Origin of the sequence: Anaerocolumna jejuensis DSM 15929 (assembly GCF_900142215.1) — a bacterium.
In the GTDB taxonomy this organism is placed as follows: Bacteria; Bacillota; Clostridia; order Lachnospirales; family Lachnospiraceae; genus Anaerocolumna; species Anaerocolumna jejuensis.
This window is the reverse complement of sequence record NZ_FRAC01000007.1, coordinates 157,518-179,055: the sequence shown is the minus strand read 5'-3', so window position 1 is coordinate 179,055 and position 21,538 is coordinate 157,518. Positions and strand designations below refer to the sequence as shown.

Sequence of the window (21,538 nt, the reverse complement as noted above, 5' to 3'; positions counted from 1 at the left end):
CATTGATACTGAACCATAACACCCGAATCAATTTTAGATGTATTTATAATATATATGAAAATATTGTAAAAGTAAAGTAATTTTTTAGAAATTTTGAAAAAAGACCCCACATCCGGCAATTTCTACCCTGGGAGGTCTTTTAAAAAAATTTCTAAAATAGAATTTCTGATTTTTTCCTTAGTAACCTGCTACCGTTTACAATCACTAGGACACCGCTGGCTATACCTGTGATAATAAGCAGAATCCCAATAACAAGATTGCCTACTCCGACAGACTTCATGGTAGTATAGATTTTCTCACTCATATCCAACTCCTGCCCGCTGCCTGTTGCAGCCCTTTCGTATAGTTTCAACCAATTAATCCTTAATAGGTCGCTCCATATTGCATGTAATAGGAATCTATTGCACTTTTCAGAGTGTCATCTATTATGATATTTCCATTATAAGGCTTATTGTATAAATGTTCAACTACTTCTTCCATTGTTACAATAGAAGTTGTACGGATGCCGTATACTTCTTCAATTTCTGCCAGCGCACTCTTCTCTCCCTGGCCTCTTTCCATACGGTCAACGGACACTACCAGCCCCAGGACGGAAACTTCACCTTGGGCATTCAAAATGGGCATGGTCTCTCCGATTGAGGTTCCCGCTGTGGTAACGTCTTCAATAATCACGATTTTATCCTTGTCATAAATAGGACCGCCAAGAAGAATTCCCTTATCTCCGTGATCTTTTACTTCCTTTCTGTTGGAGCAGTAACGGATATCCCTGTCATGGAATTCACTGATGGCCATGGAAGCCGCAACACTTAAGGGGATTCCCTTATAGGCAGGTCCAAACAGTACATCAAAATCCAGCCCAAAGGCTGACTTGATGGCTCTTGCATAATACTCCCCAAGCTTTCTTAGCTGGGAACCGGTACGATAATAACCCGCATTAATAAAGAAAGGTGTTTTACGTCCGCTTTTTGTTGTAAAGTCTCCGAATTTTAATACACCGCAATCCACCATAAATTCAATAAATTCCTGTTTGTATTTTTCCATTTTTTCACGTTCCTTTCTTTAAGCAATCAACTGCTGCCGCCTTCCAGCTTCTGTGATTTAATAATTCTATCGGTTAATGCAGCCTATGATATCCTGTATATCCGCGATGCCTTCCTTTGCGAGAAAATCCTGGATGCCGTCAATTACTTCCACCGTTGCCAGAGGATTTCTGAAATTTGCAGTACCTACTGCAACTGCTGTTGCTCCCGCCATTAAAAATTCAATGGCATCTTCCCCTGTCGCAATTCCGCCCATACCAATTACCGGTATCTTAACGGTTCTTGCCACCTGGTTGACCATCCGCAGAGCCACAGGCTTTACTGCCGGTCCTGACAGGCCTCCTGTTTCATTGGCCAATACGAACTTTCTCTTGTAAATATCAATCTTCGTTCCGGTCAAGGTATTAATTAAGGACAGGGCATCTGCTCCTCCTGCCTCTGCTGCCTTTGCCATCTCTCTGATATCGGTAACATTTGGGCTTAATTTCATAATAACAGGCTGTCTGGCATATTTTTTCACCTGCCTGGTGATATCCTCTACGGAACAGGTGCTTTGTCCGAAGGCTATTCCGCCTTCTTTCACATTGGGACAGGAAATATTGATTTCCAGCATATCAACAGCACAATCGCTTAACCGCTCCACTACCTTAAGGTAGTCTTCGGTAGTCTTTCCGCAGACATTGACTATTACTCTGGTGTCGTACTGCTTTAAAAAGGGAAGGTCCCTGTTTACAAAAACCTCCACGCCCGGATTTTGCAGCCCTATGGCATTTAACATCCCGCTGCCGGTCTCTGCTATTCTTGGAACCGGGTTACCTGTCCAGGGCTCATAGGATACTCCCTTGGTGGTTACGGCTCCCAGCCTGTTCAAATCCACAAAATCGGCAAATTCCATCCCTGACCCAAAGGTTCCGGATGCTGTTGTTACAGGGTTCTTCCATTCTACCCCGGCTATGGTCACTTTCGTATTTATCATGCTAACCTCTTTCTGATTGTCCGGTCATCCCTTGGATATCCCTTCGCTCCTATTTCCTAGAGTTCAACCTCTTCTGCTTTAAATACAGGCCCTTCCTTACAAATCCTTGTGTTATTCACATTGGTATGGTGGTCCTTATTTCTGGTCTTACAGACACAGGCTAAACAGGCTCCGATACCGCAGGCCATGCGCTCCTCCAGGGACAGCCAGGCAGTAATTCCATGCTCTGCAGCATAAGCCTTTACTCCCCGCAGCATGGGGGTGGGGCCGCAGGCATAAATCACTTCGCCCTCCACGGCATTTTGCCGGATGGCATCAATTACATTTCCCTTTACACCGGCACTTCCGTCCTCCGTTGACAGATAAACCTGTCCGTAAGGCTGGAACTCCTTCTCAAGAAAGGTAATGTCACGGTATCCCAGGACAATGCTTTTTTCACAATCCAGACTTTTTGCCAGTTCAAGCATGGGGGGAATCCCGATACCCCCTCCGATAAGGATTGCCTTTGCTCCGGTTTCAGGGAATCCGTTACCAAGGGGACCCATTACCTGAATCGTATCCCCTTCCTTAAGCCTTGAGAATTCTTCCGTTCCTTTGCCGGCCACCCTGTATACAAGCCGCAAAGAAGTACCGTCTTCCTTAATTTCGCAGATGCTTATGGGTCTTGGAAGCAATCTGTCCTCACTGTAACAGTACAGGGATAAAAATTGTCCGGGTTTTGCCTGTCCGGCAATCTCCAAATCCTTTAACCACATACTGAAAATCCCCGGTGCTAACTGTACCTGTGATATTATTTGGGCTTTCTTTTGAACTGCCATGGTCTTCTCCCATCTGTGCCATTTTTTAATCCCATACATTATAAACGATAATAAATGCTAGTACAAGTACCTTTTTAGCCTTTCCGGTACTTTTTATGCATATACTCCCATTTAAACCAGATACCATGAAAATCCCCAAACTAATAAAAGCCCAGCAGACACCTATTTGTAACTTATCTGTAATTCCAGATACATTTTCTGCCGCTTTGCGAACCTTTTCCATGTATTCGTATGTTTTTCATTAGACACCCAATTTAAACTATGTTATAATTACCTTTTGTAAATATTAGATTACAGAAAGGGTATATAAAATGGCAGAAAAAAATCCTATTGTAACAATTGAAATGGAAAATGGCAGCCTTATCAAGCTGGAACTGTATCCTGACATTGCTCCCAATACAGTAAAGAATTTTGTTTCTTTGGTTCAGAAAAACTTCTATGACGGACTTATTTTTCACAGAGTAATCCGCGGTTTTATGCTTCAGGGCGGAGACCCGGAAGGTACCGGCATGGGCGGCCCAGGCTATTCCATTAAAGGAGAATTTTCATATAACCACTTCGAAAATAATTTAAAGCATACTGCCGGTGTCATATCTATGGCAAGATCCCAGATGCCCAACTCAGCAGGTTCCCAATTCTTTATCATGCACAAGGACAGCCCTCACCTTGACGGCTCCTACGCTGCTTTCGGTAAAGTAATCGAAGGAATGGATGTTGTAAATGTAATTGCAGATGAAAAAACAGACTATTCCGATAAACCGCTTACCCCACAGGTTATGAAAAAAGTAACCGCCAATTTAAATGGAGAAGAATACGGCGAACCTGAAAAAATGTGATGACAGGAGGCTATTCTATGGTAACAGAAAGATTACAGCATTTAAGAGCCTTAATGGCAAAAAACGGCATTCAGGCTTATCTCTTGCCCACCTCGGACTTTCATGAATCCGAATATGTGGGGAATTACTTTAAATCCAGAAAATATATATCCGGCTTTACCGGCTCTGCAGGCAGTGTAGTAGTCACCCAGGAGGAAGCAGGACTTTGGACAGACGGAAGATATTTTATCCAGGCTGCCAGAGAACTGGCCGGTTCCGGTATTACCCTTTATAAAATGGGGGAAGAAGGTGTTCCGACACTGGAGGAATTCCTTTCTGACAAATTAAAAGAAGGCGAAGTTCTCGGCTTTGACGGAAGAGTTGTCAAGGCAAAGTTAGGCCTTCGCTTAAGGGAAAAATTATCCCAGAAGAAGGTTTCCATTCAATATGATAAGGACCTTGTAGATGAAATCTGGACAGACCGTCCGGAACTTCCTACCGCACCTGCTTTCCTTCTGGAGGATAAATACTCCGGCAAGACTACCGCTTTAAAACTGGAAGCCGTAAGAAGCGAGATGCAAAAAAAGGACGCTGCTTATCATATCATTACTTCCCTTGATGACATTGCATGGCTTTTTAACATCCGCGGCGGAGATATCGCATATAATCCGGTAATTCTCTCCTATGCAGTGATTACCCAGGAAAAAGCAATTCTTTTCCTCGATGAAAAGAAGCTTTCAGAAGAAATCAAAGCAACCCTTGGAAAATTTGGTGTGGAAATCAGAGGATATTTCGAAATATATGAATTTGTTAAAGCACTTCCCAAAAATGAAAAAATACTGTTTGATACCGCCAAAGTCAATTACGCAATCTATCAAAACCTTGGCAGCGGCGCTTCTGTTATTGATGCCCCTAATCCTACGGTGCTTCTTAAAGCTGTTAAAAATTCCGTCGAGCTTGAGAATCTCCGCAAGGCTCATATCAAGGATGGCGTTGCCGTCACAAAATTCATCCATTGGCTTAAGAAAAACATTGGAAAGACAGAAATAACAGAGGTCACTGCCAGTGATTATCTGGAAAACTGCCGAAAAGAGCAGGATGGCTTTATAGATCTGAGCTTTAACACCATCAGTGCCTACAATGCAAATGCAGCCATGATGCACTATTCTGCATCCGAAGAAAGCCATGCGGTATTAAAGCCCGAAGGCCTTTTACTGGTAGATTCCGGCGGTCAGTATTACGAAGGCACTACGGACATTACCAGAACCATCATACTGGGAGAAGTAAGCAATGAAATCAAGAAGCATTTTACTGCTGTACTTAAAAGTATGTTAAATCTTGCCGATGCCAGATTCCTTTACGGCTGTATCGGTCAGAACCTGGATATCCTTGCCAGAGGTCCTATCTGGGATATGGATTTGGATTACAAATGCGGTACCGGCCACGGTGTCGGCTATCTTTTGAATGTTCACGAAGCTCCCAATGGTTTCCGTTGGAAGAAGGTTCCCGAAAGAGATGACGGCTGCATACTGGAAGAAGGTATGGTAACTACCGATGAGCCCGGCGTTTATATAGAAGGCAGCCACGGCATCCGTACCGAAAATGAATTAATCTGCCACAAAGGCGCAAAGAATGAGTATGGACAGTTCATGTACTTTGAACATCTTACCTTTGCTCCCATCGACCTTGACGCAGTAGATACTTCTTATATGACAAAGAAAGAAATCGACAGTCTGAACCGCTATCACAGTGAGGTATATGAAAAGATTTCTCCTTATCTGAATGAAGAAGAAAAACTCTGGCTGAAAGAAGCAACCAGAGTTATCGGATAACAAAGTATTTCTATATTAAAATAAATACCCTGCCAGGTGTCATAAAGTATTCTCAGACCATAGCAGGGTATTTATTTCCCCTTTCCCTCAAAGTACGATTATTCCCTCTTCTCCGGCTTTTTTTCTAATATAGGCAACCGCCTCTTTATATTCCTCATGGGTATTAAGATGCTCTACAAAAACGGTAGTATCCCTTCCCTGTTTCTCACATAAATGAAGTACCTTGATAAAATCTATCGTTCCTTTACCCGGCATTACTTCCTCTATCAGACAGGGCAATCCCTGTCTTTGTATAACATCCTTCGCATGGATACTTTTTATATAGGGGCCAAGCTTCTGAAAACATTCCTCAATCAACTGCGTGCTAAAAGCATATTTTTGGGGGGTATTAATAAGGTTGGCATAATCCAGATGTGCCGCAAAAGCCGAACGGTTAACATCCTTTAGCAGCTTTAGATAAGCCTCTGCCGAATCTGGAACCATCCAGGGCATCGTTTCAATCGTATAAAAAGTGTTCACCGGTTTTACACTGTCTATAATGTCGCATATAGAGTCAACAACCAGACAATAAGTTGACTCTGAGTAATTATCGGCATATAGTCCATCCCATATCTCACCCCGCGAGCCAACGATATTAACACAGCAGTTTGCTGCCATTTCATCCGCCAGCGCCAATTGCCTTTTACAAAATTCCAAAGCTTCTTTTCTTTCTTTTTCATCCACCGCAATCGGATTTTTCCAGACTCCCACCTCACCGAGAATCAAATTATATTTTTTAATATATTTAATATAATCACGTATCTCTTCACCGGAAGCTTCACAATTTACAGGTGCTAAAACCGCACTGTACTTTAAGTCAAGCACTTCCTTTATCCATTCATCCGGATTATGATAGCTTCTTTGAACTCCTCCGCCTATCCTCATAGGTTACCTCCTATTTTTTCATCTGCTTCATTCAATATCTTTTTTCTTTTTAAGGATGGTACAGCCTTATAATGAATCCTTCCCATTCGTTAATCATATCCAGCACCCCAAGAAGCTGCTGGCAGCCGGCTGTCAGTGAATATTCTACATGACGCGGCAGCTGCGCTAATTCTTTTCGTTGTATAAGGCCATTTGTTTCCAAATCCTGTAGGGCACGGGTCAGCATTATATTGGAAATGCCATCCAGGTGATGCTTAAACTCATTATACCACATACTTTCATGGACAGATAGTTCCAGCATAATTGGCAGGCGCCATTTTCCGCTAATGACTTCTATTGCGTAGATGGCAGCAGATTTTTCTTGATAAACTATCCATAGCATTCCCTTTCAAGGCACAAATATGTGCGTACTTGCCATTCCTTTTTTGATATCCTATACTTATTGTAATAACCGGATTTCCGGTATAACTTATCATAGGGAGGTCTTTATTATGGATATAATTTTTAACCGCAGGAGTATCAGAAGGTTTCAAAACCGATCTGTCGAAAAGGAAAAGGTGGAGCGTTTATTACGGGCAGGAATGCAGGCACCGTCTGCAGGTAACCAGCAGCCGTGGGAGTTTATTGTGGTAGAAGACCACCAAGCTTTGGAGGCTTTGTCAAAGATGTCTCCCTATTCCGGTCCGGTTGCTTCTTCCGGTATAACACTGGTATTGCTATGCAATTCTGATTGCCTGAAATTTCAAGGCACCTGGCAACAGGAATTAGGTGCCGCCGCTTAAAACATCCTTCCGGAAGCTGTATATCTGGAGCTTGGTGCTGTCTGGGTCGGTGCAGAGTCTCAGGCAGATTTTCTGCGCAGTATGTTTCATTTTCCCGATCAGGTGAAGCCCTTTTCCCTGATTGCCATCGGTTATCCTGACGGTCAAAAGAATGAATTTATAGACCGCTACCAGCCGAATAAGGTCCTTTACGGCTCTTATCCTCAGTAAAATGGTCTTAGAGCAAATACTTTCGGAAGCCTTCAATTCTATGAAAGGTAATATAATTGGAATCATGCATGTTATGGGCATTATTAAAGGCTGAGCGGCATAAAAACAAAATATCATCTCCATCTATCAAAAAGCTTACATATTGAAATCCCACCATAGCAGGGTCCTCCAAACGGTAATCCAGCATTCTGTTAACGATACGGAACTTTCTTAAATCCTTGGATACTGCCAGCGACAGCACATTTCGCTGGGTAGGCTTCTGCTCTTCCACTACTTCGCTTACAATTGCCCAATAGGCACTGGATTTTTCATCGTACAATAAATCAAACTTGGAATTGCTTCCTCCGTTAAAGTCCGCAAACCAGGCAAAAGTCAGCGGCTCCTCTGCATTTCTCTTATTTCCTTTTAATACCAGAGCCTTTCCGTAAGCAGGCTCACAGCCTGCCATCTGATACCGAAGTACATTATATATCTCACCATCGGGTCCGGCTACGGCATTCCCTTCAAGCCCGCCGCCGCTTCTTCCCTTTGCCGCACCCTCCCAGGTACTGTCAAAGGTGAGAAAATCCGTACAGCTCCAGTTCTCCGGAACCAAAAGGTCCGCCTCCTCATCAATGGAGAGCAATCCGTTCCCATGCCCGCCGGTTTCCCAGGAGCCGTAATCCACAGCCGTATACAATCTTCCTTCATGGCACACCACAGGCATAGGGCCCTTATGTGGTCCGCCCTCCGTCCCAAGTCCGGCCCCCGGCAATATGGTGACCGGTTCCGACCAGGTATACCCTTCATCCAGGGATTTTCCTATGAAAAGGCTTCCATATTCCGTAGAAGTGGCAAGCATATATAAAGCATCCTTATGATAAAAAAGCTTTCCCCAAAAGCAGGGAAAAAGATCCGTTACATATTCCCATGTGACTCCATCATCCTCCGAACGAAAAAGAAAAGTAAGGTTCTGCGGCCCATGGGAAACGAAGACATCCATAGAGGCTAAAAGTACACCGGAAGGAAGCTTTACCAGAGACGGACTGCATAAATATCTTCCTGAACAGGCAAAAGCAGTATCCTCCGGGTGCAGATAATTTACTACCATGCCGATTGCCCGCCCTGTTCTGAAAATTCTGGTATCACTTTTCTTCTCCTGCTTTTCTCTCGTAATAAAAAATTCATAGTTACATTCTGCAGTCAATCCCGTAAGCTTAGCCTTCTGTCCCTCCAATTCACGGCAGCTGTAATTTTCTGTGGAAGTTACAGGCTTCCAGAAAACAAAATGCTTTCCTTCTCCCCCCTTATCCAACCATTCAAATTCTGCATAATCCTCTCCGGGGGCTAGCCTGCATATATGGGGCAGCATTCTCTTATATGCCACATTAACAGGTGTGTAGGGCTGGTACCCCCACTTATTTTGTCCTTTCATATTCTGCTATCCTTTCCGCTGTATTAACATATTTTATTTAGCCTTATTTATCCCTTTACCGAGCCAATCATAATGCCTTTTACAAAGTACTTCTGAACAAAGGGGTAAATACACATAATGGGAAGTGTAGATACAATAATAACCGCATACCTCATGGCTTCTACCAGATACACCTGCGCTGCCGCATCTCCCCCCATCCCGGCGGTATCACTTGCCATACTCATGGCTGATTGGTTAACAATCAAATCCCTTAATACCATTTGTAACGGCATCTGATTTTCCTCTCTTAAATAGATCATAGCATTGAACCAGGAATTCCACTGCCCCACTGCCGCAAACAACACCAATACAGCAATAAGAGCCTTGGATATGGGCATGACAATCCGGAAGAAAAAAGCTGTATGGCTGCATCCATCCACACTGGCTGCTTCAAAAAGTTCATAGGGTATCGTATTTTTTATAAAAGTGCGGCTTATGATAATATTGGTTACACTGACCGCACCCATCAGAATGATAATAATGGTTTTTCCATATAGACCTATTTGTTTCATAATTAAGTAGGTCGGTATCAGACCTCCATTAAAAAACATGGTAAAAATAAAAAATGCCGTTATGACCTTTTTACCCGGAAGTTTTTTCTGAGCCAGAGAATAGCCTGAGAGAAGACATACCATAACAGAAACCACCGTAAACAAAACCGTATAAACTATGGTATTGGCATATCCTCTCCAGATAGGAGCATATTTAAGCACCTCTTTGTATCCCTTTAAATTGAAGCTCTTTGGAAATAACAATACTTTTCCGCTGGTCACCAGCTTTGGGTCACTGATAGATGCTATAATGACAAAATAAAGAGGATAAGCAGCCACCAGCAAAAGAAAAATTAAAATTACCGTATTTATTATATCAAAACTCTTATCACTTGCCGAAAGATTTCTAAATTTATTCATAATGTCCTCCATTACCAGAGAGAATCCTGTCCCAGCTTGCTGCTTATCTTATTTACCATCAATATCATAAAAAAGTTTATGACGGAATTAAACAGGCCGATGGCAGCGGAAAGGCTGTATTGAGCCTGCTTTATACCAATCTTATAAACATAGGTGTTAATTACCTCACTGGTACTTAAATTAAAAGAATTCTGGAGCAAAAACACCTTTTCAAAGCCTACATTCATAATAGAACCTGAATTTAATATCAGCAAAATTACAATCGTTGGCAAAATAGAAGGAAAATCTATATGTCTGACCCTTTGAAACTTGGTGGCTCCATCCATAACGGCAGCTTCATGATAGGAGGGGTCCACCCCTGCCAGTGCACTTAGATAAATAATACTGTCCCATCCAATATTTTGCCAGACACCGCTCCAAACATACAGATGAGGGAAGCTGTGTGCATTCATAAGAATCTCCAGATTCCCATTCAGAAGTCCGGTGGAGTGGAGTATATTTCGTACAATCCCCGTAGACGGAGCGAAAAAGACATTTATCATGCCCACAACAATAACGATGGATATAAAATGCGGCGCATAGGTAATGGTCTGTACTATTTTCTTTAACCGTCCCGCAGGAGAACTGTTTAGTGTAAGTGCCAGCAGGATTGGCAGTGGAAAACCTGCTATCAGAGTATAAAAACTTATTACCAGCGTATTTTTTAAAATCACATGAAACATTGACATCGAAAAAAAACGTTCAAAATATTTAAAACCGACCCAGGGACTATCCAGAATTCCAAGAGATGGTTTAAAATCTTTAAAGGCTATCAGAATTCCATACATTGGTAAGTAATTGAATATTATTAACAACAAAATGGCAGGCAAAAGAAATAAATATAGTTCATAGCTTTGTAGCATTCTTTTTCTTATAGGTGTACTTCTGTTAGAGACCGGAAGATTTTTTTCTTCTTTTATTTTCATTTAACCTACATTCCTTTCACGCTAGCGAACATGTGGCCATTAGGCCGCTCAATGCCGGATTATTATACTGTAACCATAACCAATGAGAGTGTCTCAAAGTTCCTGATTTTTTGAGGCACTCTCTTGTTCATACAGTACTTTCTCTATGACTTTTTACTTCACCATTAAGTCATAGCCTTTCTGCTTCAGTTTAATAAACTCTTCCAGCCCCAATTTGTTCATTTCTTTTACATAACTATCCCATTCTTTATCAATATCTCTTTTACCGGTTATAAAATCAGCAAACATTGATTTACGGTAATTGGCCAAATCCGTTTTATAGATATTCAATGCATTGGTATCGTCTGTCCCAAGTGTTCCTGACACATATACCATATCATTGGGCATTACAGAATTCTTATAAACATTTTCATAAGCCCAGGCCCTGGAATTCAACTGATCATAGCTTGTCTCCTTCCATACCTTGTCATAGAAATTGCTATCCTTTAAGGCCGCAAAGGAGTTATTCATTCCTAAGTCCTTGGAGTTCTCCTGCATCTTATCCGGTGCCTCCTCCCAGAAGATTGGATAAGCTTTTCCATCACTGTCATTATCCCATACAATTCCTTTTGTTCCCCTGCTCACCGTCAGCATCATCTCTGTATCGGAGGCAAGTGCCTCAAGGAATCTTGCAGTGGCGGCGGGATACTTATTATTTTTCGTAATTATGGCCACATTTGCAGGCCCCGGTGTAAATGCCTGGCTTCGCATTAACGGCGTACTTCCATTTTCAGTATCTAAAGGTCCCATGGGAGCTGCCTGGTCCATCTGCCTGTTAGCATAGGAGGTATAGGAGCCTACAATTGCCGGATTAGAGCTTATTTTTGATACATATGTATTCCAGTCATCAGTAAATACTTCCGGTGGAATAAGTCCTTTGGAATAGAGTTCTTTCAGAAATTTCAACGGTTCCTTAATGGCCGGATTAGTGGACTGGTCCTTTACCACACCCTTGTCTACATATACATAATCATCCGAGGTAACATATACACCATAGCTTCCATAAATATCAAACTGTCCTCCGACATAGCTGTCGAATAAGAAATAGTAAGGTATCACATCCTGAGGAATAGAACCTTTCCCGGCATTGTCCTTAATAGCCTGCAATACATTTTCAAATTCTTTCGTAGTTTTTGGAACTGACAGATTGAGTTCATCCAGCCAATTTTTCATGATAATCCATTGGTCACGCAGATTTCTGTCAAAAGGTGAAAAATCAATATATGGCAGACCATATAACTTTCCGTCCGTAGCAAGAGAGGCATTATACACCAGTCTGTTATCCTGCATAAATTTATACCAGGTAGGTGCATAATCCTTTAGAAGGGGTTCCATCTCTACAAAGCTGCCGCCTTCAGCCGCACCTGTCATCTGATTTGCCGTAATATTTACTCCCATAAGTAAATCCGGTAAGTCATCACTGGCAAACATCAAATCCACCTTGTCAGAATCCTTAATTGTCTCAATTTCAAAGTTAATGTTTGTCTTGTCCGCAACATACTTCCATATATTAGAGTCCCCCATATCGGGACGTATGGAATTGTATGACACAGCTGCCTTAATAGTAACCGGCTCCGAGGTAATGGGATAACCTTCTTTGTTTGTCACCCCTCCCTCATCCAAGCCGGAAGAGCTGCTCTGTTCCGTACCTGGGTTTTCTGCTCCTGTGTTTGCAGCTTTGTCAGCAGAATTTTTCCCACAACCTGAAAAAGCAAGGGTAACTGCCATAATTACTGCAAGAATTACACTACTGTTTCTTTTCATAAATTAACCTCCATACATTATATTTCTTAAAGGCCTTAAATGGAAAATTTCTTTCCGGCCCATAAGGACAATTGATTCATTTGCTCGATCTCCATTTGGTAGCGTCTGGTAAATCCCCCTTTATCCAAAACCCTGCTTCTAATATCAATGGGAACTCCCTGAAGGGACAGGCTATACTTACCGTTAACAGGATAGTACTGGTATTCGGCCATGGAGCAGATACCGATAAACTGTTGTACTAATTCCGCCTTCTCCGGGAATTTCAAGAAGTTTCTGTAAAGCCATACATAAAATTCCGGCTGGAAATTAGCCATAACCCCGCTATAGCCGTCAGCTCCCATTCTAAGGCTTTCCAGCAAGGTAGCACTGTTAGCATTGAATAACTTAATGCCGGTATCTTTAATCAGATTAAGCTTTTCCTGTATCTGCACCAAATTACAGCAGGTATCCTTAATAAAGCGAAACCTTCCGGTACCAATACACCAGGTAAGCACTTTAGGCGTTAAAATTCTTTTATAAGGATATGGACATTCATATATTCCTAAGGGAATTTCCGGAAAAGCATCCAAAAAACGCTCCATTCTTTCTATCAGAATGTCATCATCTTCTTCCTCCTCTGCAAAACGATTGGGAAGTATCACATAGGCCTCAACTCCATCGCACATAATTTCATAGGCATCTCTTAACTGTTCTTCCAAAGTTTCACCAGTATGACCGGATACTACAACCTGCATATTCTCCGGAATGTTCCCGACAATAAACCGGATTAATCTTCTTTTTTCTTCCCTGGTTAAGAAAAACATCTCACTTGACTGGCATATTGCAAATACCCCGTTTACTCCTTTTTGGTGATAAAATTGCAGCAGCTTTTCCATCCCGCTGTAGTCAATTTCATTACAATTGGTATACGGTGTAACCATAGTTGGCCAGACACCGCTTTTTATACTTTCCATGATTCCTCCTTCGTTCTAAATTATAGAACATAGTTCTTTATTTAATCCAAATATGTTCCGTATAAAAGAACATCGTTCTAATATACGGTTATATGAATCATATTACCATCGTATATTATCATTGTCAACAATATATTAATTAATAATAATTCTTTTTCATGCATTTTGTATAGTTTTATAGCCTAATAACCTAGTGCAAATTTACACTTTACAACAATCTAAATGTTTACTATAATAAAACTATGTTCTGTATTGTGGAAACCTATAGATAATGACCCAATATCTGCAACATTTTTACTATCAAAGAAACAATCAAGAGAGGGGTTTCAATGAACGAAGAAATTAAAGTAAAATCATTAAAAAAAGCACTGGACATTTTAGATTGTTTTACTGCAAAAACACCAGAATTGGGTGTAACCGAAATCAGTACCCAATTGGACCTATATAAGAGCAATGTCCATAATATCATCCAAACCTTTGAGCAATGCGGATATATTGAAAAAAACCCTGACAATAATAAATATCATCTGGGCATGAAGATTTTAGAACTTTCCTATGTAATTAATACAAGCATGGGCATTCATAAGATCATTCATCCTTTTATGAGCGCCCTTTCCAATGAAATTAATGAAATAGTCTACTTTGCTATTCCGAAAGAAGGCAGGATATTGTATCTTGAGGGAACCTATCCGACCTCCTCCTACAGTGCACGCTCTATGGTAGGTGAAACAGCAGAAATGTACTGCACTTCTCTTGGAAAAGCCATTCTGGCTTTTCTTCCTCCCAAACAGCAGGAGGAAGCAATTACCGCACAAAGTATGACCTCTTACACTTCCAGCACCATTCAAACACGACAGCAATTGACGGAGGAACTGATTTCTGTAAAAGAACGGGGATATAGTCTGGATAATATGGAGCATGAAATCGGTATCCGCTGCATTGGTGTTCCCGTATACAAGCGTGATGGAAGCCTGATAGGTGCTGTTAGTATTTCCGGTCCTTCTCCCCGTATTACCAATGACATTGTTGAACTATATGCCGATAAGCTCAAGGCTTGCAGCAGGGAAATCAGCAAGTGGCTGTAAAATACAACAAAGCACCCATATTTTAGCCGGTAGGATATCTATCCACATTTTTCAATCAATTCCTGCAGGTTATCCTCTATATAGCGGTAAGTTTTCTCCAGAAATTCTTCTATTGTATTACTATTCCTATAACAGCTTTGCACAAATTCCTGCGGTGTTCTGCCATTTACCACGGCAGTATAAAACTGCTCATATGCCCTTTGGGGATATGGCACAAATGCCTGAAGTTCCTTCGTATTTAGCGTTGGATCAACAATCAGTTCCTCCAGGAACCATAAGGGTTCCGGGTGCTCTGGCTCCCTTTGTTCTTTGCAACCATGCATTGATTTCCACTTCTCAAATAATACGAAGTGATTGATTTCATGCATGGCTGCTTTAAAAATATTTTCATCTCTCGTAAGATAATGTAACCAGAACTCTTTGTTTAGGACCTTCCTTGGAAAGACGCTATAAAGACCAAGGTAACAGGTTATGTCACCGAAATCTTTCCCATAGGATAAATCAAATTCACGGAACAGCACCAGTAAAGCCGGAACGATCACCTTATTCAACTTATCCTGAACTTCCTTTACCTTTTCAGACATAAGCGGATATTCAATCCTGTACTTAGTTTCGAATAACCCTTTCACGGCATAATGTATATCATAGACTCCCATCCCAGGATGAATTCTGTCCGCCAATTCGGGAAATGCCCGAAATATTCTTTCCTGAAAGGGCAGACTTTTATTTTCTTCCAAGAACCCCTGATTGAGACTTCCCGCTATATAATCGATATTAAAGGCTAAGTCCGATATTTTTACGCAGATTGCAGGTATCTTTTCCAACATGTTCACACTTCCTTTGCTGTCAGCAACTCATGTATTACTTCCATTCCAAATCCGTATACACCTCGGTATGGTCTATATAAGCGCCCGACTGTGAACTGAGCATGCTATTTTCAATCTCATCCCAGCTTACAGTGGTATCATTGATCAATACATAACGGCTATATTTGGAGAACAACGCAGTGGCACTTCTTGGCTTTCCTTCATATTTCATCATATACTTATAATCTTTTGAAAGAACACTTCCATCCTCTAAGTCTTCTACCGTATATTTATATCCATCATATTTTAAATCCCTGATATACAAAATAGGGTAATCATCCTTTATGGACTCGTAATACTCCTTTGAGTAGCGGGAAGGGTCGCCCAGGGTATAATAATAACCTAACCTAACGGCAGCCGGCTTTCCTTTTTTTGCTTTGGAAACGAAAGTATTCCACGCTGATTGTCCATATGTGATATCACTATCCTCAAAAGCAACGCAATTATCTGATTTTGCATCTTCAAGGCTGTAATTCTCCGGCAGTTGATTCAAGGAGACTTTATCGGAATCCGAAGGTAAAGAATCCATATCCCGGTAATTTACACTCCAAACAAACAGGAACAACAGGAAATTTATGAAAACTACTGCAATTTTTTTCATTGTAATCCTCCATTTTGTAAGTTTCAGGCACTAAAACCAAAGATTAGATAACATTCTTAATTCCACTTCTTACAGCTATACCATTTAATAATTCTCATCACCACTACTCTACAATCCTAGAAATTCCACATATTTCTATTTTCATGTTATCATATTATGTGTATAATTTCAATACAAGGAAGACAGGATAACAAATAGATAGTATCCGAAAAAGAGGAAGAGATTTCACATTGACAAATACCTTTCTATCTGCTATACTCAGATAAAATTCATAGTAAAACGCTAGGAATGAGAGAGTATGTAAATAAACTTTAACAGAGAGCTTTTGGCTGGTGGAAAAAAAGCAAAGAATATTTACGGAAGATGGCTCAGGAGCGGTGCGCCAAACCGTTAAGAACGCTTAGGCCGCAACAGGTCTGCCTGTTATAGCATGAAAGTATAACTATCTGAAAGGGTAACGTACTTAATAAGTTCCTCTGCCGTGAGGTAGGGATAAATTGAAGTGGTAACACGGGTAACACTCGTCTTCTGTATAAGAAGACGGGTGTTTTTTATTTTATCTACCTGCCGTCTCCTGTATACCTTATTCCCATTAAACACAGTACAAGAAGCTTTTTTCATGAAGATTATGGTCCGGCACTGCGGACACAAAACACAACATTACAGCAGTGCAGAAATGAGGTTAACATATGGATTTTACGACTCGATGTATTCATGGAGCAGCTAACAACACACATAACACAGGAGCTGTCAGCGTTCCTATCTACCAATCTGCTACCTTCGCCCATCCCGGAATTGGTCAAAGTACCGGCTATGATTATTCCCGCTTACAAAATCCAACCAGAGAACACTTAGAAAAAGTAATTGCTAATCTTGAGGAGGGTGTGGATGCCTTGGCTTTTAGCACCGGAATGGCAGCCATTACTGCTCTGATGGAGCTCTTTTCTATCGGCGACCATATTATTGCCTCGGAAGACCTTTACGGTGGTACTGTCCGTCTCTTTGATAACATCAATAAGAAGAACGGCATTGTCTTTGATTACCTTGATACCTCAGATTTACCGAAGCTGCGCTCCTTAATCCGCAAGGAAACAAAGGCAATTTATATAGAGACTCCCACCAATCCTATGATGCAGGTCACTGACATTCGGGAAGTGGCAGCCATTGCAAGGGAGCACAACCTGTTGGTCATAGTGGATAACACCTTCCTTACCCCATATTTTCAGCGTCCCCTTACCCTGGGTGCCGACATTGTCATTCACAGCGGTACCAAATATTTAAGCGGACATAATGATACCCTTGCCGGATTCTTAGTGACAAACAAAGCTGATTTATCGGAAAAACTTCGTTTCATCTACAAGACTACCGGAGCCTGTCTTGCTCCCTTTGACTGCTGGCTGTTAATCCGGGGTATTAAGACCCTTGCGGTCAGAATGGAACGCCAGGAAGAGAATGCAAAGAAAATCGCTGCCTTTCTCTCCTCCCAGGAAAAGGTCCGGAAGGTATATTTTATCGGCTTACCCGACCACCCGGGCATTGATATATCGAAAAAACAGGCTACGGGCTTTGGCTCCATGATATCCTTTGAGGTGGATACGGAAGATACCGCAAAGCAGGTCCTGGAAAGGGTTTCCCTGATTCTTTTTGCAGAAAGCCTTGGTGGAACGGAGACTTTAATTACCTATCCCATGATACAGACTCATGCAGATGTTCCCATAAATGAGCGGCTCCAAAGAGGTATTAATGAACGCCTCCTGCGTATGTCCGTAGGACTTGAGGATGCTGATGACTTAATTGAGGACTTAAAGCAGGCACTTTCCTAAACTTTAAAACTTAACAAGACTTTTTCGTTATGGATGTATTATAATGATGGCAGTAAGTTCCCAACACGCCGCAAGATTGGGCCGAGATTTCGCAGGCACAATCTTGTGTGTGAAAATTGTATTTTAATTTTCACACTAAACTCTTTCCTTATACAGTGTTGTAAGCAAGCTTGTGATATCATATTAAGTACTTGTAAAAATCGGCAGGATACAGCCTGCCTTCTTACTACCATTAAATACCGCCCAGCATAATAAAACCCAGCAAAAGAAAAGGAGAAACTGCAGATGCCCTATAATTTTGATGAACTAATTGACAGAAAAAATACAAATTCCCTGAAATATGATTTTGCCGCAGAACGGGGCAAAAAAGAGACTTTAATACCCATGTGGGTTGCCGATATGGATTTTGCTACCCTCCCCGATGTCACGAAAGCCCTTGTAAAGGCTGCAGAACATGGTGTCTTTGGCTATTCGGAGGTAAAAGAGAACTATTTTACAATTCTGCATAAATGGTTTCTTTCCCACTACCACTGGAATATCGATAGAAAATGGCTTGTAAAGACTCCCGGTGTAGTATTTGCAATAGCCATGTCAGTTCGTGCTTTTACCAGAGAGGGGGACAGTATACTGATACAGCGTCCGGTATACTACCCTTTTTCGGAAGCAGTTTTAAACAATAACCGAAAGCTTATCAATAATCCGCTTATTTATGAAAATGGCTCTTACCGCATTGATTTTGGAGATTTTGAGCAAAAGATTATTGATAATCAGGTGAAGCTCTTTATTCTATGCAACCCTCACAATCCCGTAGGCAGAGTCTATACGAGAGAGGAGCTTACACGCCTTGGTGATATCTGTGTGAAGCATGATGTACTGGTGGTGTCCGATGAAATCCATGCTGACTTTATACATCCCGGGCACGCACACCTTGTTTTTGCTTCTATTAAAGAAGAATATGCCAAAAGGACCATAACCTGCACCGCACCCAGTAAGACCTTTAATCTGGCCGGCCTGCAGGCCTCCAATGTGCTGATACCAAATCCCGCTTTGAAAACGAAATTCAAAGAAGAAATAACCAAATCCGGATACAGCCAGCTAAATACCATGGGGCTGATTGCCTGCCAGGCTGCCTATGAATATGGTGATGAATGGCTAAAGGAACTGGAAGCTTACATTTATGAAAATATCAGAACTGCAAAGCAATTTATTGAAGCCGAGATTCCCGTATTAAAAGTTGTCGATACCCAGGGCACATACCTTCTTTGGGTCGACTTTAACGCCCTGGGGATGGAGACAGAGGCACTGGAGAACTTTATCACGGAAAAAGCCGGATTATGGCTGGACGGAGGCACTATGTTCGGACCTGAGGGAAAAGGCTTCCAGCGGTTTAATGTTGCCTGCCCGAAAGCGACCCTGTTAAAAGCATTAGACCAGTTAAAGGCTGCCGTTGCTTCATTAAGCTAAACCTTTTCAAAATGGTATAACAGCAGGATTTCCTTGCAGCAGAGTAGCAGATAACAGCATGGTATTACAACAGAATATTAGGTCAGTTTGCAAGGAACTACACACAGACCGTGAAATGGGCTGCTGACAGCAAAAGGGCTACATGCTCACGCAGAGGGAACATGCAGCCTGTTTTGTTGTCGGGGATTCCCAAGGGGCTTGCCCCTTGGCACACGATGAGTGGCTTTTTGTTTCTGTCAGCCCCAGCAGGCAGTCGGCGGTCACACCGCAGAACCTCGCCAACTTGATAAGGGCATAGTGGCTTATGTTAATAAAGAGTATGTATTAATTATCATTATGCTCTATTAATTCAATGACTTGGGTATTTCCTGTTACTCTTGCAGTTTTTTCCAAATCGTTTAATACATCATTACTTATTTCATACATCAAAAACAGTCGCATAAGCCGATAATCATCTTTTGAATGTTTTATAGTTGACTGTAAAGCTGGCATACCATTGTCATTTTTTATGCTTAAATCGCCGCCATTATCTAAAATTACTTTTGCAATTTCATATTGAGAATCCGTACAACCAGTATTCCCCGATGAAAGATAGTGCAAAACCGTATTTCCACGACTGTCTTTAGCATTGACATTGATACCATTCTCAATCAAAAATTTAATAACATCAATAAAATTACCCTCTACATCTGCCTGTACCGCTAAATGCAACATCGTTCTATCGGAAGTCCCATAGATACTGTTGATAGGTACTTTACTCCAGCCCTCTGAAATAATTATTGATTCAAGAATCTGTAAATTTCTTTTAGGGCTATTCATAGCATTACTTTTTCTTAATAATTTGGCAATATCATCCTTAATCATTTTATCACATTACCTCTCATCTATCGTGCTATGTTTTTGTTTAACAATTCTAATTTGTCGTTTCGTTTCTTTCATTTTACCACATTTCTGAGAGCTTAGAAAAATCTTCTTTTTTATCCTGTGTGCCAACTTCGAGGTGTTCACAAAGTCCCTGAAAAAATGAATCTGGCACAAAAACAACATATTTCCAACCCTGAATAGGTAAAAAATATACTTATTGTCTTGTTAAGTAATTTTAGATAATTTGTTAATTTATTTGGCATATAGAACTTTTTTTTACAATTTGCACAATGATAAAAATTAGCACTATGCTACATCTCTGTATCTGTTCGTTCTAATAGAATGCTTTGGTTGATTCTGGTTTAATTAGATTAAGGTTCAGGGCCTCATTTTTTTTATTAACTTATTACCTGCTTCCGCCCTTTGCCAGTGCTCCGTTAATATCCTCTCTCATGTCAATTACCGCCTGCCTGGAAGCGTCTGCGTAGGCACTTGGTCCAAATTTTTCATAATTCTTAGCCTTATAGGCAGCAATGATACCTCTGGAGGAATTCACGATAGCTCCCAGTCCATCCTTGTTAAAGTAATGCACTAAATCTTCAGCCTTTCCGCCCTGTGCACCGTAGCCGGGAACCAGAATGTAAGTCTTTGGCATAAGCTTTCTGAGTATCTTTCCCATTTCGGGATAAGTGGCACCCACCACTGCTCCGATATAGCTGTAGCTGTCTCCCATATGCTCCATTCCCCATTGGGCTACCTTCTCTCCTACCAGCTCATAGAGCGGCTTTCCGTCAATCAGCCTGTCCTGAAATTCGCCGCTGGAGGGATTGGAGGTCTTAACCAGAATAAAAAGGCCTTTATTTTCTTCCTTGCAAACATCAATAAAGGGCTTGACACCATCGGAGCCCAGATATGGATTTACGGTGGCAAAATCCTCATCAAAGCCATAATAGGTATTCTGTCCAACCGTAACCTTTCCCAGATGTCCTACGGCATAAGCCGTTGAAGTAGAGCCGATATCCCCTCTTTTGATATCACCGATTACTACAAGCCCTTTTTCCTTGCAGTATTCTATGGTCTTCTTATATGCTATCAGACCTTCGATGCCAAATTGCTCATACATGGCAATCTGGGGCTTTACAGCCGGTATCAGGTCATAAACTGCATCGACGATTCCCTTGTTGAATTGCCAGATAGCCTCTGCCGCTCCTGCCAGAGTCTCCCCTTTTTCCTGATAAGCCTTTTCCCTGATGTGTTCCGGAATATAATCAAGCATGGGGTCAAGTCCTACAACAATGGGTGCCTTTGTTTTCTGAATTGCATCAATTAATTTCTGAATCATGATTGCCTCCG

22 protein-coding genes and 1 other annotated feature are annotated in these 21,538 nt (G+C 41.5%); of the genes, 7 read left to right on the top strand and 15 right to left on the bottom strand.

Annotated elements, in window-relative coordinates; all coding sequences use genetic code 11:
- Positions 1 to 151 precede the first annotated feature (151 nt).
- The 4 genes from BUB77_RS29765 to BUB77_RS04275 form a co-directional block, all read right to left on the bottom strand.
- Positions 152 to 304 (bottom strand): hypothetical protein, encoded by a 153-nt coding sequence (locus tag BUB77_RS29765; RefSeq protein ID WP_170866575.1) that lies wholly within the window; start codon positions 302 to 304, stop codon positions 152 to 154.
- A 59-nt stretch (positions 305 to 363) separates the two neighbouring features.
- The gene (gene pyrE, locus BUB77_RS04285) at positions 364 to 1,041 is read right to left on the bottom strand and encodes an orotate phosphoribosyltransferase (RefSeq protein ID WP_073273286.1); all 678 of its coding nucleotides are present in this window, start codon (positions 1,039 to 1,041) and stop codon (positions 364 to 366) included.
- Between the two features lie 66 nt (positions 1,042 to 1,107).
- Positions 1,108 to 2,013, bottom strand: a complete 906-nt coding sequence (locus BUB77_RS04280; protein ID WP_170866594.1) for a dihydroorotate dehydrogenase — start codon at positions 2,011 to 2,013, stop codon at positions 1,108 to 1,110.
- Positions 2,014 to 2,072: 59 nt separating this feature from the next.
- Complete coding sequence (locus BUB77_RS04275) at positions 2,073 to 2,834, bottom strand: dihydroorotate dehydrogenase electron transfer subunit (RefSeq protein ID WP_073273284.1); 762 nt, start codon at positions 2,832 to 2,834, stop codon at positions 2,073 to 2,075.
- A gap of 311 nt (positions 2,835 to 3,145) precedes the next feature.
- Here BUB77_RS04275 and BUB77_RS04265 point away from each other — a divergent pair, with 311 nt between their 5' ends.
- Both BUB77_RS04265 and BUB77_RS04260 read left to right on the top strand, forming a co-directional pair.
- Positions 3,146 to 3,670: a peptidylprolyl isomerase gene (locus BUB77_RS04265; RefSeq protein ID WP_073273280.1), complete on the top strand. Its 525-nt coding sequence runs from the start codon at positions 3,146 to 3,148 to the stop codon at positions 3,668 to 3,670.
- 17 nt (positions 3,671 to 3,687) lie between these two features.
- Entirely contained in the window at positions 3,688 to 5,481 is a 1,794-nt protein-coding gene (locus BUB77_RS04260) for an aminopeptidase P family protein (protein ID WP_073273279.1), read from the top strand.
- An 87-nt stretch (positions 5,482 to 5,568) separates the two neighbouring features.
- Here BUB77_RS04260 and BUB77_RS04255 read toward each other — a convergent pair whose 3' ends face one another.
- Both BUB77_RS04255 and BUB77_RS04250 read right to left on the bottom strand, forming a co-directional pair.
- The gene (locus BUB77_RS04255; RefSeq protein WP_073273277.1) at positions 5,569 to 6,405 is read right to left on the bottom strand and encodes a sugar phosphate isomerase/epimerase family protein; all 837 of its coding nucleotides are present in this window, start codon (positions 6,403 to 6,405) and stop codon (positions 5,569 to 5,571) included.
- 49 nt (positions 6,406 to 6,454) lie between these two features.
- Positions 6,455 to 6,787 carry a winged helix-turn-helix transcriptional regulator gene (locus tag BUB77_RS04250; RefSeq protein WP_073273275.1) on the bottom strand — a complete coding sequence of 111 codons (333 nt, stop codon included), beginning with the start codon at positions 6,785 to 6,787 and terminating at the stop codon, positions 6,455 to 6,457.
- A gap of 109 nt (positions 6,788 to 6,896) precedes the next feature.
- Here BUB77_RS04250 and BUB77_RS30790 point away from each other — a divergent pair, with 109 nt between their 5' ends.
- Both BUB77_RS30790 and BUB77_RS30785 read left to right on the top strand, forming a co-directional pair.
- On the top strand, positions 6,897 to 7,187 hold the full coding sequence (locus tag BUB77_RS30790; RefSeq protein ID WP_330392488.1) for a nitroreductase family protein: 291 nt from the start codon (positions 6,897 to 6,899) through the stop codon (positions 7,185 to 7,187).
- An 81-nt stretch (positions 7,188 to 7,268) separates the two neighbouring features.
- Positions 7,269 to 7,397 carry a hypothetical protein gene (locus BUB77_RS30785; RefSeq protein WP_330392487.1) on the top strand — a complete coding sequence of 43 codons (129 nt, stop codon included), beginning with the start codon at positions 7,269 to 7,271 and terminating at the stop codon, positions 7,395 to 7,397.
- A 7-nt stretch (positions 7,398 to 7,404) separates the two neighbouring features.
- Here BUB77_RS30785 and BUB77_RS04240 read toward each other — a convergent pair whose 3' ends face one another.
- The 5 genes from BUB77_RS04240 to BUB77_RS04220 all read right to left on the bottom strand — a co-directional run bounded on the left by BUB77_RS04240 (position 7,405) and on the right by BUB77_RS04220 (position 13,482).
- A complete protein-coding gene (locus BUB77_RS04240) occupies positions 7,405 to 8,811 on the bottom strand; it encodes a sialidase family protein (RefSeq protein WP_073273273.1) in 1,407 nt (468 codons plus the stop codon).
- A gap of 47 nt (positions 8,812 to 8,858) precedes the next feature.
- Positions 8,859 to 9,761: a carbohydrate ABC transporter permease gene (locus tag BUB77_RS04235; RefSeq protein WP_207650828.1), complete on the bottom strand. Its 903-nt coding sequence runs from the start codon at positions 9,759 to 9,761 to the stop codon at positions 8,859 to 8,861.
- Between the two features lie 11 nt (positions 9,762 to 9,772).
- Positions 9,773 to 10,726 carry an ABC transporter permease gene (locus BUB77_RS04230; RefSeq protein WP_073273269.1) on the bottom strand — a complete coding sequence of 318 codons (954 nt, stop codon included), beginning with the start codon at positions 10,724 to 10,726 and terminating at the stop codon, positions 9,773 to 9,775.
- 153 nt (positions 10,727 to 10,879) lie between these two features.
- Positions 10,880 to 12,529 (bottom strand): type 2 periplasmic-binding domain-containing protein, encoded by a 1,650-nt coding sequence (locus BUB77_RS04225; protein WP_073273267.1) that lies wholly within the window; start codon positions 12,527 to 12,529, stop codon positions 10,880 to 10,882.
- A gap of 35 nt (positions 12,530 to 12,564) precedes the next feature.
- The gene (locus BUB77_RS04220; protein ID WP_073273265.1) at positions 12,565 to 13,482 is read right to left on the bottom strand and encodes a dihydrodipicolinate synthase family protein; all 918 of its coding nucleotides are present in this window, start codon (positions 13,480 to 13,482) and stop codon (positions 12,565 to 12,567) included.
- Between the two features lie 329 nt (positions 13,483 to 13,811).
- Here BUB77_RS04220 and BUB77_RS04215 point away from each other — a divergent pair, with 329 nt between their 5' ends.
- Positions 13,812 to 14,567 (top strand): IclR family transcriptional regulator, encoded by a 756-nt coding sequence (locus BUB77_RS04215; protein WP_073273263.1) that lies wholly within the window; start codon positions 13,812 to 13,814, stop codon positions 14,565 to 14,567.
- 38 nt (positions 14,568 to 14,605) lie between these two features.
- Here the strand turns inward: BUB77_RS04215 and BUB77_RS04210 are convergent, their stop codons facing one another.
- A complete protein-coding gene (locus tag BUB77_RS04210; protein ID WP_073273262.1) occupies positions 14,606 to 15,394 on the bottom strand; it encodes a hypothetical protein in 789 nt (262 codons plus the stop codon).
- A 34-nt stretch (positions 15,395 to 15,428) separates the two neighbouring features.
- The gene (locus tag BUB77_RS04205; RefSeq protein WP_073273260.1) at positions 15,429 to 16,034 is read right to left on the bottom strand and encodes a hypothetical protein; all 606 of its coding nucleotides are present in this window, start codon (positions 16,032 to 16,034) and stop codon (positions 15,429 to 15,431) included.
- 275 nt (positions 16,035 to 16,309) lie between these two features.
- Positions 16,310 to 16,566 (top strand) — a binding site (T-box leader).
- Between the two features lie 157 nt (positions 16,567 to 16,723).
- On the opposite strand from BUB77_RS04205, the gene BUB77_RS04200 reads away from it, so the two are divergent.
- Both BUB77_RS04200 and BUB77_RS04195 read left to right on the top strand, forming a co-directional pair.
- Positions 16,724 to 17,857: a trans-sulfuration enzyme family protein gene (locus BUB77_RS04200; RefSeq protein WP_073273258.1), complete on the top strand. Its 1,134-nt coding sequence runs from the start codon at positions 16,724 to 16,726 to the stop codon at positions 17,855 to 17,857.
- A 285-nt stretch (positions 17,858 to 18,142) separates the two neighbouring features.
- Positions 18,143 to 19,321 (top strand): MalY/PatB family protein, encoded by a 1,179-nt coding sequence (locus tag BUB77_RS04195; protein ID WP_073273256.1) that lies wholly within the window; start codon positions 18,143 to 18,145, stop codon positions 19,319 to 19,321.
- A 324-nt stretch (positions 19,322 to 19,645) separates the two neighbouring features.
- Here BUB77_RS04195 and BUB77_RS04190 read toward each other — a convergent pair whose 3' ends face one another.
- Positions 19,646 to 20,185 (bottom strand): ankyrin repeat domain-containing protein, encoded by a 540-nt coding sequence (locus BUB77_RS04190; RefSeq protein ID WP_073273254.1) that lies wholly within the window; start codon positions 20,183 to 20,185, stop codon positions 19,646 to 19,648.
- A gap of 406 nt (positions 20,186 to 20,591) precedes the next feature.
- On the bottom strand, positions 20,592 to 21,527 hold the full coding sequence (gene pyrF / locus BUB77_RS04185; RefSeq protein WP_073273252.1) for an orotidine-5'-phosphate decarboxylase: 936 nt from the start codon (positions 21,525 to 21,527) through the stop codon (positions 20,592 to 20,594).
- Positions 21,528 to 21,538 lie beyond the last annotated feature (11 nt).